The organism is Streptomyces sp. NPDC088725, from assembly GCF_044751305.1.
Lineage (GTDB): Bacteria > Actinomycetota > Actinomycetes > Streptomycetales > Streptomycetaceae > Streptomyces.
This window is the reverse complement of the sequence record NZ_JBIVLO010000003.1, coordinates 646,850-664,356: the sequence shown is the minus strand read 5'-3', so window position 1 is coordinate 664,356 and position 17,507 is coordinate 646,850. Positions and strand designations below refer to the sequence as shown.

Here is a 17,507-nt window from a genome sequence, read left to right as displayed (position 1 = left end):
TGTTTCGCGCGTGGGTGGGGTGGGCCTGGGTCAGGAGTCCGACGACCGGCCGAGTTCGTTGTCGATGAAGGCGAAGATCTCCTCGGCGCTCGCCGCCTCGATCTGTTCGCCGACGGCCGGTTCGTCACCGTCCGAACCGGTGGCGTCCCAGGCGGCCAGCAGCCCCCGCAGCCGGCCGGCGACGCCGCGGCGGGTGGCCTTGTCCATGCCGTCGGCGGACAGTTCCGCCTCCAGACGGTCGAGCGCCGCCAGCGGGGACGCGGCGGTGCCGCTCTGGTCCCCGCCCGCCAGGGAGTCGGCCAGGTGCCGGGCGACGGCGGTGGGCGTCGGGTGGTCGAACACGAGGGTGGACGGCAGCCGCACGCTGGTGGCCGCGGAGAGCCTGGTGCGCAGTTCCACCGCCATCAGCGAGTCGAAGCCCAGCCGGCTGAAGTCCCGGTCGGCGGGGACCGCGTCGGCACCGGAGTGGCCGAGCACGCCGGCCGTCTCCTGGCGGACCAGGTCGACGAGGGCTTCGTGCCGCTGCTCGGCGCCGAGGCCGGCCAGCCGGCGGGTGAGCCCGTCGGCACCGGCCGTGGCCGCCGCGCGGCGCCGGGTGCGGACCAGCGAACGCAGCAGCGCGGGAACCGCGTCGGCGTCGGGGGCCGTGGCGGACCGGGAGACCCGGACCGCCACGGCGAGTGCCCCGCCGTCGCCGTTCGCCGCGTCGAACAGGGCGAGGCCCTGGCGTTCGGTGAGCGGCGGCATCCCGGAGCGCTCCATGCGCTCGATGTCGGCGTCGGTGAGCGTGCCGGTCATGCCGGCCCCCTGACCCCAGGGTCCCCAGGCGAGCGACAGGGCGGGCAGGCCCTGGGCCGCACGGTGCGCGGCGAGCGCGTCGAGGAACGTGTTGGCGGCGGCGTAGTTGCCCTGTCCGGGGCCGCCGGTGATGCCGGCCACGGAGGAGTACAGGACGAATCCGGCCAGCGGCAGAGCCCGGGTCGCCTCGTGCAGGTGCCAGGCGGCGTCCGCCTTGGGCCGCAGCACGGTCTCGAGCCGGTCGGCGGTGAGGGTGCCGATCGTGGCGTCGTCGAGGACACCCGCCGTGTGCACGACCGCGGTCAGCGGATGCTCGGGCGGCAGTCCGGCGAGCAGCGCGTCGACGGCGGACCGGTCGGAGACGTCGCACGCCCGTACGGTGACCTCGGCCCCGAGCGCGGAGAGTTCCTCGCGCAGGGCGGTGGCGCCGGGTGCGTCGGGTCCGCGGCGGCCGGCCAGCAGCAGGTGCTTGATGCCGTGGCCGGTGACAAGGTGGCGGGCGAGCAGGGCCGCGAGGCCGCCGGTGCCGCCGGTGATCAGTACGGTGCCGTCGCGGTCCCAGGCACTGACCTGGTCCGCGGCCGGGGCGGTCTCGGCCTCGGCGCGGGTGAGGCGGGCGACGGTGAGCGCCCCGCCCCGGACCGCGGCCTGCGTCTCGCCCGCGTCCAGCAGGGCGGGCAGGGAGGCCAGGACGTCGGCGTCGGTCGCGTCGGCGCCGACGGCCGGGTCGAGATCCAGGAGCAGGAAGCTGCCCGGGTTCTCGGACTGGGCGGAGCGGACCAGGCCCCAGACGGCCGCCGCCGCCAGGTCGGTCACGTCCTCCCGGCCGGCCGCGACGGCGCCGCGGGTGACGATCACGAGGCGGGAGTCCGTGGTGCGGGTGTCGGAGGTCCAAAGGCGCAGCACGTCGAGCACCGGCAGGGTGGCGGCGCGGACCGCTGCGGGCAGATCGTCCCCGGCGGCGGGGTCGCCCTCGACCGGCAGGAGCATCAGGGGCGGCAGCGGTGCCTCGCTGTCCAGCAGCGCGGTGAGCGCGGAGTCGCGGGTGGCGAGGACGGTGTCCGCCGCGGCGAGCGCGGTGTCCAGGTCGGGCAGCCGGTCGCCGAGCACCGTCCACGGGATGTCACCGCCGGCGCGCGGGGCCGGGGCGGGCGCCACCCAGTCCACGGTGAGCAGTGCGGCGTCGTCCGCGGCGGTGGCGTCGGCGCCGTGTTCGGAGGCGGTGGCGCCCAGGGTGAGCGAGGCCACCGAGAGGACGGGGCCGCCCTGCGGGTCGCTCGCCTCCAGCGCCCAGGTGTCGTCGCCGGTGGCGGTGAGCCGTACCCGCAGAAGGGCGGGGTGCGCGGCGTGCAGGACGAGCCCGTCCCAGGCGACGGCGTCGAGGGTGTCGTCGCCGTCGACGAGGGCGGCGGCGCGGACCGCGGTGTCCAGGAGCGCCGGGTGCAGGGCGTACGCCTGCTCGGCCGTGCTCTGTTCGGTGATCTCGACCTCGGCGAAGAAGTCGCCGCCGCGCCGCCAGGCGGCGCGCAGCACGGCGGCGCCGGAGGGTTCGGGCAGGTCCTCGACCGGGGTGGCGTCCGCGGGCGGCCACGCGGTGCCGGCCGCGGCGGGGGCGGCGGGCGCGTCGGTGAGCGCCGCGGTGGCCCGCTCGATCCACGGGGCGCCGTCGTCGCCGTCCGCGCGGGTGTGCACGGTGAGGGTGCGCCGGCCGGTCCCGTCGGGAGCGGCCACCAGTACCTGGAGGCGCTGGGGGCGCTTCCCGGTGAGCACCAGGGGTGCGTGGACGGTGAGGTTCTCGACGGTGGTGCGGTCGCAGGCGTCGGCGGCGTGCAGCGCGAGTTCGGCGAGGACCGCGGTGGGCAGGGTGGTGGTGCCGTCGTTCCCGCGGCCGGCGAGCCAGGGCTGCGCGGCGGCGGACAGGCGTCCGCTGAGCAGCGTCTCGTCAGAGCCCGCGACCGCCGTGGCGGCAGCGAGCAGCGGGTGCCCTCCCGCGTCCAGGCCCAGTCCGCCCGCGTCGCTGGGGGCGGCGGTGGTGTCGGGCCAGAAGCGGGTGCCCTGGAAGGCGTACGTGGGCAGCGGCACCCGGCGGGCGCCGGTGCCGTCGAAGACGGCGCTCCAGTCGGCGTCGGCGCCGGTGGTGTGCAGCCGGGCCAGGGCGGTGAGGGCGGAGGCGGTCTCGTCGCGGTCCTTGCGCAGTGCCGGTACGACGACCGTGCCGGTGTCGGGCAGGGATGCGGCGGCGAGGGCGGAGAGTACGCCGTCGGGGCCGATCTCCAGGAAGGCGGTGACGCCCCGGTCGGCGAGTGCGCGGATTCCGTCGGCGAACCGTACGGCCTCGCGGACATGACGTACCCAGTACTCCGGGTCGGTCAGCTGTCCGTCGGCGGCGACGGAACCGGTCAGGTTGGACACGACGGGGATGCGCGGCTCGTGGTGAGTGATGTTCTCGGCGACGGTGCGGAACTCGGCCAGCATCGGCTCCATCAGGTCCGAGTGGAAGGCGTGGCTCACCCGCAGCCGGGAGACCCGGCGGCCGGCCGACTCCAGGCGGGCGACGACCTCGCCGACACCGTCCTGCGGGCCGGAGACGACCACGGAGGTGGGGCCGTTGACGGCGGCGACGGCGACGCCGTCGGTGAGCAGCGGCAGGACCTCTTCCTCGGTGGCCTCGACGGCGGCCATGGCGCCGCCCTCGGGCAGCTCGTCCATGAGACGGGCGCGGGCGGCGACCAGCCGGCAGGCGTCCTCCAGCGAGAACACCCCGGCGACGTGCGCGGCGGCTATCTCACCGATGGAGTGACCGGCCACGTAGTCCGGTGTGACGCCCCAGGACTCCACCAGGCGGAACAGGGCGACCTCGACCGCGAACAGCGCGGGCTGGGTGCAGCGGGTGCGGTTGAGCTGTTCGGGGTCCTCGCCCCACATGATCTCCCGCAGCGAGAAGCCGAGTTCGGCGTCGAACAGGTCCAGCACGGTGTCCAGGGCTTCGGCGAACACCGGGAATCCGGCGTGCAGTTCACGTCCCATGCCGAGGCGCTGGGCGCCCTGCCCGGAGAAGAGGAACGCCGCTGTACGGGCGCCTGCCTCGGCGCGCGCGGCCTCGGTGACACCGTCGGGGCCCGCCAGCAGCACGGCCCGGTGCTCGAAGGAGGGCCGGCTCGTCACGAGGGACAGGCCGATGTCGGCGCCGGACGCCTCCGGGTGTGCGGCGGCGTGGGCGCGCAGCCGCTCCAGCTGGGCGTCGAGCGCCTGCTCGGAGCGGGCCGAGACGACCCACGGGATGACGGCGGGGGCCGCGGTGTTCTCGGCGGGGCGCTCGTCCGCGGCGGACTCGGCGGCGTTCTCGAGAATGACGTGGGCGTTGGTGCCGCTGATACCGAACGACGACACACCGGCCCGGCGGACCCGTCCCGTCTCCGGCCAGACGGTCTCCTCGGTGAGCAGCCGGACGGCGCCCGTGGACCAGTCGACGTGCGAGGACGGCTCGGTGACGTGCAGGGTCCGCGGGAGCAGGCCCTTGCTCATCGCCATGACCATCTTGATGAGGCCGGCGGCGCCGGCGGCGGACTGGGTGTGGCCGATGTTGGACTTCACGGAGCCGAGCAGCAGCGGCTGCTGCGGGTCACGGTCGGAGCCGTACGTGGCGAGCAGGGCCTGCGCCTCGATCGGGTCGCCGAGCGGGGTGCCGGTGCCGTGCGCCTCGACCGCGTCGACGTCGCCGGGCCGCAGGCCCGCGTTGGCCAGCGCCTGGCGGACCACGCGCTGCTGGGAGGGGCCGTTGGGGGCGGTCAGGCCGTTGGAGGCGCCGTCCTGGTTGACGGCGGAGCCCCGTACGACGGCGAGGACGCGGTGTCCGGCGCGGCGGGCGTCGGAGAGGCGCTCCAGGACGAGTACCGCCGCGCCCTCGGACCAGCCGGTGCCGTCGGCGGAGTCGGAGAACGCCTTGCAGCGGCCGTTCTGGGCGAGACCGCCCATCCGGGAGAACCCCGCGAAGTTGGCGGGGGTGGTCATGACGGTGACACCGCCGGCCAGCGCCATCGTGCACTCGCCGGACCGCAGTGCCTGGGCGGCGAGGTGCAGGGACACCAGCGAGGAGGAGCAGGCCGTGTCGACCGAGAGGGCCGGACCTTCGAGGCCGAGCGTGTAGGAGAGGCGGCCGGAGACGACGCTGACGGCGAGCCCGGTGGTGGCGTGGCTCGCGATGTCGTCACGGGAGCGCATGACCAGTCCGGAGTAGTCCTGGCCGCTGACGCCCATGAAGACACCGGTGTGGGTGCCGCGCAGGGCGGTCGGGTCCAGACCCGCGCGCTCCACCGCCTCCCAGGCCACTTCGAGCAGGATGCGCTGCTGCGGGTCCATGGCGACGGCCTCGCGCGGCGCGATGCCGAAGAACCCGGCGTCGAAGGAGGCGATGTCACGCAGGAATCCGCCCTGTCCGGACAGGTCGCCCGGCTCGCCTCCGATCATCGACGATTCCCACTCGCGGTCGGCGGGGAAACCGGTGATGGCATCGGTGCCCGACGCCACCAGGTCCCACAGTTCCTCGGGCGACTCGACACCGCCCGGGAAGCGGCAGCTCATCCCGACGATGACCACGGGGTCGTCGTCGGACGCGGCGGCGGTCTGCGGGGCGGTGAAGGCCTCCGCCGCGTCGGCGCCGAGCAGTTCGTCCAGGAGGTGCTCGGCGAGCTGCTGGGGCGTCGGGTAGTCGAAGACGAGCGTGGCGGTCAGGGTGAGGCCGGAGGCCTTGCCGAGCCGGTTGCGCAGCTCGATCGCGGTGAGCGAGTCGAATCCGATGCCGCGGAACTCGCGGCGAGCGTCCACGGCGTCGGCGGACCCGTGCCCGAGGACCGAGGCGGCCTCGGCACGGACCAGGTCGACCAGGAACGGCAGGCGCTGCTCCTCGGGCAGGACCGCGAGACGCTCGGCGAGTCCGGCGCGCGAGACCGCGGCGGCGCCGGCCCGTGCCCGGCGTCCGCCGGTGCGGACCAGTCCGCGCAGGATCGCGGGGACGCTCATGCCGGAGGGCAGCGCGCCGCCACCGCCGAGGTCCAGGGGCACGACGAGCGGTTCGTCGGCGAGCGTGGCGGCGTCGTACAGGGCGAGGCCGCGCTCGACGGACAGCAGCGGCATGCCGCTGTTGTCGTTGATCCGGCGCATGTCCTGGTCGCTGAGGCCGCTCGTCATCCCGCCGCTCTGCTCCCAGGCGTTCCAGGCGAGCGAGGTGGCGGGCAGGCCGAGGGCCTGGCGGTGGGCGGCGAGGGCGTCGAGGAAGGTGTTGCCCGCGGCGTAGTTGGCCTGTCCGGGGCTGCCGAAGACGCCGGAGGTCGAGGAGTACAGGACGAAGGCGGCGAGGTCGAGGTCGCGGGTGAGGTCGTGCAGGTGCCAGGCGGCGTCGACCTTCGGCCGCATGACGGAGTCGAGGCGGTCGGGGGTGAGGGAGGCGAGGATGCCGTCGTCGAGGACGCCCGCCGTGTGGACGACGGCGGTCAGCGGGTGTTCGGCGGGGACGGAGGAGAGCAGTGCGGCGACGGCGGACCGGTCGGAGACGTCGCAGGCGGCGACGCCGGCCTCGGCGCCGAGATCGGTCAGTGCCTGTACGAGGTCGGCGGCGCCGGGGGCGTCGGGTCCGCGGCGGCTGGTCAGCAGCAGGCGGCGGACGCCGTGCTCGGTGACCAGGTGGCGGGCCAGTTCGGAGGCGAGACCACCGGTGCCGCCGGTGACCAGGACGGTGCCCTCCGGATCCAGCGGCCGGGGCATGGACAGCACGATCTTGCCGATGTGCTTGGCCATGCTCATGAAGCGGAAGGCCTCACGGGAGCGGCGGACGTCCCAGGCACGGACCGGCAGCGGGGACAGCGCGTCCTGTTCGAAGAGGCCGACGAGGTCGAGCAGCATCTGCTGGATGCGGCCGGGATCGACCATGCCCAGGTCGAAGGACTGGTAGGTGACCCCGTCCGGCGCGGAACCGGTGTCCCGGATATCGGTCTTGCCCATCTCCAGGAACCGGCCGCCCGCACCCAGCAACCGCATCGACGCGTCGATGAAGTCCCCGGCCAGGGCGTTCAGGACGACGTCAAGACCGCCCTCACCCGCGACCTCGGCGAAGGCCGCCTCGAAGTCGAGGGAGCGCGAGGAGGCGATGTGGTCGTCGGCGACCCCGAGGGAGCGGAGTACATCCCACTTGCCCTCACTGGCCGTCGCGAAGACCTCCGCACCGAAGTGCCGGGCGACCTGGATCGCCGCCATACCGACACCGCCGGCACCGGCATGGATCAGGACCTTCTCTCCCGCCTTCAGCCCGGCGAGATCCTTCAGCGCGTAGTAAGCGGTGAGGAACACCAGCGGCACGGACGACGCGGTCTCCCAGGACCAGTCGTCGGGGATGCGCGTCAGCAGACGCTCATCGGCGGCGCCCAACGGTCCGAACCCGCCGAACACCATGCCCATGACGCGGTCGCCGGGGGCGAGCCCGGTGACGTCCGGGCCGACCTCGGTGACGACGCCCGCGCCCTCGGATCCGAACAGACCCGCCTCGCCGGGGTACATACCGAGAGCGTTGAGGACATCGCGGAAGTTGAGGCCCGCGGCGCGAATCCCGATGCGCACCTGCCGTCCGGCCAGCGGCTCCGCCACCTCCGGATACGGCAGCAGGGCGAGACCGTCGAGGCTCCCCTTGACGCGGCTGCCCAACCGCCACGGTGTCCCGGCCGGCGGAACGAGAGAGACACCGGACTCCAGCCGGGCGAGACGGGCGACACGCACAGTGCCCTGACGGACCTGCGCCTGCGGCTCATCCGCATCGAACAGCCCGGCCAGCAAAGGCAGTCGGGCCATGGACTCGGCCGTGTCATCGACATCGGCGAGCAGCAGCCGGCCGGGGTTCTCGGACTGGGCGGAGCGGACCAGACCCCAGACCGGGGCCGCCACGAGATCGAGCGGGCCACGCTCGCCGTCGGCGACAGCGTCCCGGGTGACCAGGACAAGCCGGGAAGAGGTGAAGGCGGGTTCGGCCAGCCACCCCTGCACCAGAGCGAGCACCTCGCGGGCCACCTCGTGGGCGGCTTCGGGTCGCTGGTCGGCCTCACCGCGGATCGTCACGGCGACCATGTCCGGTGCGGCGCCGCTCCGTGCGGCCAGCTCTTCGAGCGTGGCGGCCGGGGGGTGCACGCCCGCGACGGCCTCGGAGTCCGCGGCGAGCACGGCGGTCAGACCGAACGGGTCCTCGCCCAGCACGGCCCAGGTGGCAGGGGCGGCGGGGGCGGCGACCGTACGAGGGGTCCAGTCGACACGGAGCAGGGAGTCGGCGTCATTGCGGAGCGGCTCGGCACCGGCTTCCGGGCCCGCGGCACGCACCGTCAGCGACGCGACGGAGACAACGGGCTGGCCCTGCGGGTCGACTGCGGCGATCTGCACCGCGTCCTCACCGCACGAGGTGATGCGCACCCGCAGGGAGGCGGCCCCGTCCGCGTGCAGGGACACGCCCTGCCAGGCGAACGGCAGCATGCTGCGGTTGTCGCCCTCGGCGGACAGGAAGACCGTGGAGTGCAGGGCGGCGTCGAAGAGCGCCGGGTGCAGACCGAAGGCGCCGGCGTCCTCGACGGAGTCGGGCAGCGCGACCTCGGCGTAGACGGTGTCGTCCTGGCGCCATACGGCACGCAGCCCGCGGAACACCGGGCCGTACTCCAGGCCGTCGGAGGCGTAGCGCTCGAAGAGGCCGTCGATGTCGACGGCGTCCGCGTCGCGCGGCGGCCACACGGTGGTGTCGAAACCCAGGACCGGCTGCTCGCCGGCTCCGATGCGGCCGGTGGCGTGCTGGCTCCACTCGGCGTCCTGGTCCTCCCCGGACCGCGCGAAGAAGCGCAGGTCGCGGGAGCCGTCCTCGTCGGCGGCGCCGACGGCGATCTGCACCTGGACGGCGCCCGTGGGCGGCAGCACGAGCGGCGCGGCGATCATCAGTTCCTCGACCCGGTCACAGCCGGCCTGGTCGGCGGCGCGCACGGCCAGCTCCAGGAATCCGGTGCCGGGGAAGAAGATCATGCCGCCCACCACGTGGTCGGCGAGCCACGGGTGGGTGGCAGCCGACAGGGCGCCGGTCAGCAGGAGTTCGTCCGACCCGGCCACCGACATGGCGGCGCCGAGCAACGGGTGGTCCGCCGAGGTCAGCCCGAGTCCGGCGGCGTCCAGGGCGGCAGGGGCCGCCTTGGGCCAGTAGCGCTCGTGCTGGAAGGCGTAGGTGGGCAGTTCCACGATGCGGGCGCCGGTACCGGACAGGGGGGCCGACCAGTCGGCGTCGGCGCCGGTGGTGTGCAGCCGGGCCAGGGCGGTGAGGGCGGAGGCGGTCTCGTCGCGGTCCTTGCGCAGTGCCGGTACGACGACCGTGCCGGTGTCGGGCAGGGATGCGGCGGCGAGGGCGGAGAGTACGCCGTCGGGGCCGATCTCCAGGAAGGCGGTGACGCCCCGGTCGGCGAGTGCGCGGATTCCGTCGGCGAACCGTACGGCCTCGCGGACATGACGTACCCAGTACTCCGGGTCGGTCAGCTGTCCGTCGGCGGCGACGGAGCCGGTCAGGTTGGACACGACGGGGATGCGCGGCTCGTGGTAGGAGAGGGTCTCCGTGACCGCCCGGAACTCCTCCAGCATGGGGTCCATCAGCGGCGAGTGGAAGGCGTGGCTCACTCGCAGGCGGGTGGTGCGGCGGCCCTGCGCGGCGAGCTGTTCGGCGACCGCGAGGGTGGCCTGCTCGTCGCCGGAAACCACGACGGAGGTGGGGCCGTTGACGGCGGCGATGGCGACGCCGTCGGTGAGCAGCGGCAGGACCTCGTCCTCGGTGGCCTCGACGGCGACCATGGCACCGCCGGGCGGCAGCGCCTGCATCAGTCCGGCGCGGGCGGTGACCAGCCGGCAGGCGTCCTCCAGCGAGAACACCCCGGCGACGTGCGCGGCGGCTATCTCACCGATGGAGTGACCGGCGACGAAGTCGGGGATGACACCCCAGGACTCCACCAGGCGGAACAGGGCGACCTCGATCGCGAACAGCGCGGGCTGGGTGAACGCGGTGGCGTTCAGGGCCGCTTCGTCGGTGCCCCACATCACGTCGCGCACGGACGTACCGTGCCCGGTCTCCAGGAGGGCGGCGACGGAGTCGAACGCCTCGGCGAACACCGGGAATCCGGCGTGGAGTTCACGTCCCATACCGAGGCGCTGAGCCCCCTGCCCGGAGAACAGGAAGGCGGTACGGCGCGGTTCGGCCACACCCCGGGCGACCTCGGTGAGGGTGCCGTCGGCGGCGAGCAGGACGGCCCGGTGCTCGAAGCTGGAGCGGCCGGTGGCCAGGGTGTACGCGGTGTCGAGGGCGGGCAGCGTGTCGGCGGACTCCCGCAGCCGCGCCAGCTGGTCGTCGAGTGCGTCCGCGGACTTCGCCGAGACGGGCCAGGCGACCACCCCGGGCACCGGCCGGGCAGCAGCCGGCGCGGGCACCGGCTCCTCGGGAGCGCCTTCGAGAATGACGTGGGCGTTGGTGCCGCTGATACCGAACGACGACACACCGGCCCGGGGCGCCCGTCCCGTCTCCGGCCAGACGGTCTCGTCGGTGAGCAACTGGACGGCGCCCGTGGACCAGTCGACGTGCGAGGACGGCTCGGTGACGTGCAGGGTGGGCGGGAGCACCCCCTTGCTCATCGCCATGACCATCTTGACGAGGCCGGCGGCACCCGCCGCGGCCTGGGTGTGGCCGATGTTGGATTTCACCGAGCCGAGCAGCAGCGGCTGCTGCGGGTCACGGTCGGAGCCGTACGTGGCGAGCAGGGCCTGGGCCTCGATCGGGTCGCCGAGCGGGGTGCCGGTGCCGTGCGCCTCGACCGCGTCGACGTCACTCGTGCTCAGGCCCGCGTTGGCCAGCGCCTGCCGGATGACACGCTGCTGGGAGGGGCCGTTGGGGGCGGTCAGGCCGTTGGAGGCGCCGTCCTGGTTGACGGCGGAGCCCCGCACGACGGCGAGGACGCGGTGTCCGGCGCGGCGGGCGTCGGAGAGGCGCTCCACCACGAACACGGCCGCGCCCTCGGACCAGCCGGTGCCGTCGGCGGAGTCGGAGAACGCCTTGCAGAGGCCGTCCTGGGCGAGACCGCCCATCCGGGAGAACCCCGCGAAGTTGGCGGGGGTGGTCATCACGGTGACACCACCGACCAGCGCCATCGTGCACTCGCCCGACCGCAGTGCCTGGGCGGCGAGGTGCAGGGACACCAGCGAGGAGGAGCAGGCCGTGTCGACCGAGAGGGCCGGACCTTCGAGGCCGAGCGCGTAGGAGAGACGGCCGGAGACGACGCTGACGGCCAGGCCTGCCGTGGCGTGGCCCGCGACGTCGTCACGGGAGCGCATGACCAGACTGGAGTAGTCCTGGCCGTTGACGCCCATGAAGACACCCGTGCGGCTTCCGCGCAGGGCGGCCGGGTCGACGCCGGCGCGCTCGACGGCCTCCCAGGCCACCTCGAGCAGGATGCGCTGCTGCGGGTCCATGGCGAGGGCCTCGCGCGGCGAGATGCCGAAGAACCCGGCATCGAAACCGGTGATGTCACGCAGGAATCCGCCCCGCCCGGACAGGGCGCCCAGCTCGCCTCCGAGCGTCGACGATTCCCACTCGCGGTCGGCGGGGAAACCGGTGATGGCATCGGTGCCCGACGCCACCAGGTCCCACAGCTCCTCGGGCGATCCGACGCCACCCGGGAAGCGGCAGCCCATCCCGACGATCACGACGGGATCGTCGGCTGCCTCGGCAGCGGTCTGCGGGGCGGCGAAGACCTCGACGGCGTCGGCGCCCAGCAGTTCGTCCAGGAGGTGCTCGGCGAGCTGCTCGGGTGTCGGGTAGTCGAAGACGAGCGTGGCAGGCAGGGTGAGGCCGGTTGCCATGGCGAGCCGGTTGCGCAGCTCGATCGCGGTGAGCGAGTCGAAACCGATGCCGCGGAACTCGCGGCGGGCATCGACGGCATCCGCCGAACCGTGTCCCAGAACCGTGGCGGCCTCGGCACGGACCAGATCGACGGCGAACGGCAGGCGCTGCTCCTCGGGCAGAACGGCGAGACGCTCGGCCAGTCCGGCACTGGCGACCGCGGCGGTGGCTGCCCTGACCCGGCGTCCACCGGTACGGACCAGTCCGCGCAGCAGAGCGGGAACCCCGGCACCGGCAGGCAGCGCGCCACCGCTGCCCAGGCCCAGGGGCACGACGAGCGGTTCGCCGGTGAGCGTGGCGGCGTCGTACAGGGCGAGGCCCCGCTCGACGGACAGCAGCGGCATCCCGCCGGCATCACTGATCCGGCGCGCGTCCTGGCCGTTCAACTGGCCGGTCATGCCGACGCCCTGCTCCCACGCACCCCAGGCGAGCGAGGTGGCGGGCAGGCCGAGGGCCTGGCGGTGGGCGGCGAGGGCGTCGAGGAAGGTGTTGCCCGCGGCGTAGTTGGCCTGTCCGGGGCTGCCCATGACACCGGCCGTCGAGGAGTACAGGACGAAGGCGGCGAGGTCGAGGTCGCGGGTGAGGTCGTGCAGGTGCCAGGCGGCGTCGACCTTCGGCCGCATGACGGAGTCGAGGCGGTCGGGGGTGAGGGAGGCGAGGATGCCGTCGTCGAGGACGCCCGCCGTGTGGACGACGGCGGTCAGCGGGTGTTCGGCGGGGACGGAGGAGAGCAGTGCGGCGACGGCGTCGCGGTCGGAGACGTCGCAGGCGGCGACGCCGGCCTCGGCGCCGAGATCGGTCAGTGCCTGTACGAGGTCGGCGGCGCCGGGGGCGTCGGGTCCGCGGCGGCTGGTCAGCAGCAGCCGGCGGACGCCGTGCTCGGTGACCAGGTGGCGGGCCAGTTCGGAGGCGAGACCACCGGTGCCACCGGTGACCAGGACAGTGCCCTCCGGATCCAGCGGCCGGACGTGGGACTCACCGGACTCCAGCCGGGCGAGCCGGGCGACACGGACCGTGCCCTCGCGGACGACCGCCTGCGGCTCATCCGCATCGAACAGCCCGGCCAGCAAAGGCAGTCGGGCCTGCGAGTCGGCCGCGTCGTCAATATCTGCGAGCAGCAGCCGGCCGGGGTTCTCGGACTGGGCGGAGCGGACCAGACCCCACACGGGGGCGGCGGCCAGATCGAGCGGGCCACGCTCGCCGTCGGCGACAGCGTCGCGGGTGACCAGAACCAGCCGGGAGGAGGCGAAGGCGGGTTCGGCCAGCCACTCCTGCACCAGAGCGAGCACCTCACGCGTCAGCGCACGAGCAGCCTCGGGGCCCTCATGAGCGTCGCCGCACACCGTCACGGCGACCATGTCCGGTGCGGCGCCGCTCCGGGCGGCCAGCTCTTCGAGCGTGGCGGCCGGGGGGTGCACGCCCGCGACGGCCTCGGAGTCGGCGGCGAGCACGGCGGTCAGACCGAACGGGTCCTCGCCCAGCACGGCCCAGGTGGCGGGGGCGGCGGGGGCGGCGACCGTACGAGGGGTCCAGTCGATGCGGAACAGTGAGTTGGCGTCGGCGGAGCGCGACGCGGCACCGGCTTCCGCGGCACGCAGCGTCAGCGACGCGACGGAGATGACCGGCTGACCCGCCGGGTCCACGGCGGCGATCCGCACCGCGTCCTCGCCGCAGGAGTCGATCCGCACCCACAGGGTGCTCGCCCCGTCGGCGTGCAGGGACACGCCGTTCCAGGCGAAGGGCAACAGGGGTCCGCCGTCGCCGTCGCCGGGCAGGAAGACGGTGCCGTGCAGGGCGGCGTGGAGGAGCGCCGGGTGCAGACCGAAGGCGCCGGTGTCCTCGACGGAGTCGGGCAGTGCGACCTCGGCGTAGACGGTGTCGTCCTGGCGCCATACGGCACGCAGCCCGCGGAACACCGGGCCGTACTCCAGGCCGTCGGAGGCGTAGCGCTCGAAGAGGCCGTCGATGTCGACGGCGTCCGCGTCGCGCGGCGGCCACACGGTGGTGTCGAAGTCAAGAGCCGGCTGCTCGCCGGCTCCGATGCGGCCGGTGGCGTGCTGGGTCCACTCGGCGTCCTGGTCCTCCCCGGAGCGGGTGAAGAAGCGCAGGTCGCGGGAGCCGTCCTCGTCGGCGGCGCCGACGGAGATCTGCATCTGCACGGCGCCCGTGGGCGGCAGCACGAGCGGCGCGGCGATCGTCAGTTCCTCGACCCGGTCACAGCCGGCCTGGTCGGCGGCGCGCACGGCCAGCTCCAGGAATCCGGTGCCGGGGAAGAAGATCCTGCCGTCGACGCTGTGGTCGGCGAGCCACGGGTGGGTGGCGAGCGACAGGGTGCCGGTGAGCAGGAGTTCGTCCGACCCGGCCACCGACATGGCGGCGCCGAGCAACGGGTGGTCGGCGGAGGCGAGGCCGAGGCCGGTGGCATCGACGGCGATCGCGGTCGCCTTGGGCCAGTAGCGCTCGTTCTGGAAGGCGTAGGTGGGCAGTTCGGCGGTGGTGGCGCCGGTGCCGGCGTGGAACGCCGCCCAGTCGACGGTGACGCCCGCGGTGTGCAGCCGGGCCAGCGCGGTGACGGCGCTGTGCTCCTCGGGGCGGTCCTTGCGCAGGAACGGGACGGTGACGGCGGTGGCGCTCTGCTGGGCCAGGGCCGCGAGCACGCCGTCGGGGCCGATCTCCAGCAGGACGTCGGCCCCGGCGTCGGCGAGCGCGCGCACGCCGTCGGCGAACCGCACGGCCTCGCGGACATGGCGCACCCAGTAGTCGGGGGTGGTCAGTTGTCCGTCGGCGGCGAGGGTGCCGGTGAGGTTGGAGACGACCGGGATCTGCGGCTCGTGGTAGGAGAGTGTCTCGGCGACCGTGCGGAAGTCGTCGAGCATGGGGTCCATCAGCGGCGAGTGGAAGGCGTGGCTGACGCGCAGGCGGGTGGTGCGGCGGCCCTGCGCGGCGAGCTGTTCGGCGACCGCGAGGGTGGCCTGCTCCTCGCCGGAGATGACGACGGAGGTGGGGCCGTTGACGGCGGCGACGGCGACGCCGTCGGTGAGCAGCGGCAGGACCTCGTCCTCGGTGGCCTCGACGGCGACCATGGCACCGCCGGGCGGCAGTGCCTGCATCAGTCCGGCGCGGGCGGCGACCAGCCGGCAGGCGTCCTCCAGCGAGAACACCCCGGCGACGTGCGCGGCAGCTATCTCACCGATGGAGTGACCGGCGACGAAGTCGGGGATGACGCCCCAGGACTCCACCAGGCGGAACAGGGCGACCTCGATCGCGAACAGGGCGGGCTGGGTGAAGCCCGTCTCGTTCAGCGGGGCTTCCTCGTCGCCCCAGATGATGTCGGCGAGGGAGGCGCCGAGTTCCTCGTCGAGCAGGTTCAGGACGCGGTCGAGAGCCTCGGCGAACACCGGGAAGCGGGCGTGGAGTTCACGGCCCATGCCGAGACGCTGGGCGCCCTGCCCGGAGAACAGGAGGGCGCTGCGGGTGCGGCCGGCGGGCTGGCCCTCGTGGGCGTCCGGGGCGGTGCCGCTCGCCAGCCAGGAGGCGAGCGTCTCGCGGCCGGCGGCGCCGTCCGCGCCGGTGACGACGGCGAGCCGGTGCTCCAGGGAGGCGCGGGTGGTGGCCAGCGAGAGCGAGGTGTCCAGTGCGCTCGGGGCGCCGGCGGTGTCCAGGTGGGCGAGGAGGGCGGCGGCCTGATCGCGCAGGGCGGCGGCGGAGCGTGCCGAGAGCAGCCACGGCAGGACACCGGCGGTGCGGGGCGCGGCCGGTGTCTCCTCCGGCTGGGCGGCCGGGGTTTCGGGTGCCTGCTCGACGATGACGTGCGCGTTGGTGCCGCTGACGCCGAAGGAGGAAACGCCGGTGCGCCGGGGGCGGTCGGGCGAGGTGGGCCAGGGGCGGCTCTCGGTGAGCAGCTCGACCTTGCCCTGGGTCCAGTCGACGTGGCTGGAGGGCCGGTCGACGTGCAGGGTCTCGGGCAGCACCCCGTTGCGCATCGCCATGACCATCTTCATGATCCCGGCGACGCCGGAGGCGGCCTGGGTGTGACCCATGTTGGACTTGATCGAGCCCAGCAGCAGGGGCTGTTCGCGGTCCTGGCCGTAGGTGGCGAGGATGCTCTGGGCCTCGATGGGGTCGCCGAGCGGCGTGCCGGTGCCGTGCGCCTCGACCACGTCGACGTCGCCGGCGTTCAGGCCCGCGTTGGCCAGGGCCTGCCTGATGACACGCTGCTGGGAGGGGCCGTTGGGCGCGGTGAAGCCGTTGGAGGCGCCGTCCTGGTTGACGGCGGAGCCGCGCACCACGGCGAGCACGGGGTGGCCGTTGCGCTGGGCGTCGGAGAGGCGCTCCAGGACGAGCACGCCTGCGCCCTCGGACCAGCCGGTGCCGTCGGCGGAGTCGGAGAACGCCTTGCAGCGGCCGTCGCTGGCGAGACCGCCCTGCCGGCTGAACTCGACGAGGGAGCCCGGCGTCGACATCACGTTGACGCCGCCGGCCAGAGCCAGGGTGCACTCGCCGTTGCGCAGCGACTGCACCGCGAGGTGCAGCGCCACCAGCGAGGAGGAGCAGGCGGTGTCGACGGTGATCGCCGGCCCCTCCAGGCCGAAGGTGTACGACAGCCGGCCGGAGGCGGCACTTGCGGCGATGCCGGTGCCGACGTCGCCGGTGGCGTCGTCCAGCGACCGCACCAGCAGGTAGGCGTAGTCCTGGCCGTTGGTCCCGATGAACGTGCCGGTACGGGTGGAGCGCAACTCGGTGATGTCGATGCGGGCGCGCTCGATCGCTTCCCAGGAGGTCTCCAGCAGCAGGCGCTGCTGCGGGTCCATGGTGACGGCCTCGCGCGGCGAGATCCCGAAGAAGCCGGGGTCGAAGTCGGCGATGCAGTCGAGGAACCCGCCGCGCTGGCTGACGGAGGTGTCCCGGGCGTCGGTGCCGCTGTTACGCAGCGCCTCCAGGTCCCAGCCGCGGTCATCGGGGAAGCCGGAGATCACATCGGTGCCGCCGGCGACCATGTCCCACAGGGCCTGCGGGGAGTCGACGCCGCCGGGGAAGCGGCAGCCCATGCCGACCACGGCGATCGGCTCCCGGGCCGCGGCCACGATCATCCGGTTGCGCCGGCGCAGCCGTTCGGTCTCCTTGACCGCTGCGCGCAGTGCCTCAACTACGTTCTCGGTGGGGGCGTTCATGGTCTGCTCCATCACACTTCACGCACATCGCGGTTACAGGTCGTCGGACTGGCCGTTGAGCGCGGCCCGCATCAGGTCTGCCACTGTCATCGAGCGACGGACTCGTCTTCTTCGTCGTCGGCCCCACCGCCCCGTCCGGCGAGCTGGAGAAGTGGCTCCAGAACACCGATCTCACGCAGCTGGCCGAGTGGTACTGAGGCCAGTACGGCCCTGATCTCGGTCTCCTCGCCGGACACTTCCGGCTCGTCGGGGACGAGCCGGCGAGGACGAACTCACCCAGCGCCGGCGGCGTCCGGTGGTCGGAGACCCGTGTCGCGGGCAGGCTCGGACCGGTCACGGCACCGAGCTGGTTGCGCAGCCCGACCGCACCGAGCGAGTCCACCCCGAGGTCCCGGAAGGACCGTTCGGCGCCGGCGGCGTCGCTGTCCGGATAGCCGAGCACCTGCGGTGCACGGGTGCGCACCAGGTCCACGACGGTGTCCGGCCGGCGGGCCGGTGCCATGGCCGCCAGCCGGTCGGCCCTTGCGGGGAGAAGCCATGGGGCGAGTTTGGCCGGAACTCCGGCAGGAAATCCCTAGTCCTTGGGGGGCTTT

Annotated in this window: 2 protein-coding genes; both read right to left on the bottom strand. The window is 74.0% G+C overall.

Features of this window, described 5'->3' with window-relative positions; all coding sequences use genetic code 11:
- Positions 1–30: 30 nt before the first annotated feature.
- The gene (locus ACIP6N_RS10060; RefSeq protein WP_401814338.1) at positions 31–16,914 is read right to left on the bottom strand and encodes an SDR family NAD(P)-dependent oxidoreductase; all 16,884 of its coding nucleotides are present in this window, start codon (positions 16,912–16,914) and stop codon (positions 31–33) included.
- Positions 16,886–17,416: an acyl carrier protein gene (locus ACIP6N_RS10055; RefSeq protein WP_401814337.1), complete on the bottom strand. Its 531-nt coding sequence runs from the start codon at positions 17,414–17,416 to the stop codon at positions 16,886–16,888. Before ACIP6N_RS10055 ends, ACIP6N_RS10060 begins: the two co-directional genes overlap by 29 nt.
- Positions 17,417–17,507: the final 91 nt, after the last annotated feature.

Excerpts from the sequence above, each read along its gene's own strand:
- ACIP6N_RS10060 (WP_401814338.1), bottom strand. The coding sequence starts at position 16,914 with ATGAACGCCCCCACCGAGAACGTAGTTGAGGCACTGCGCGCAGCGGTC.
- ACIP6N_RS10055 (WP_401814337.1), bottom strand. The coding sequence starts at position 17,416 with ATGGCACCGGCCCGCCGGCCGGACACCGTCGTGGACCTGGTGCGCACC.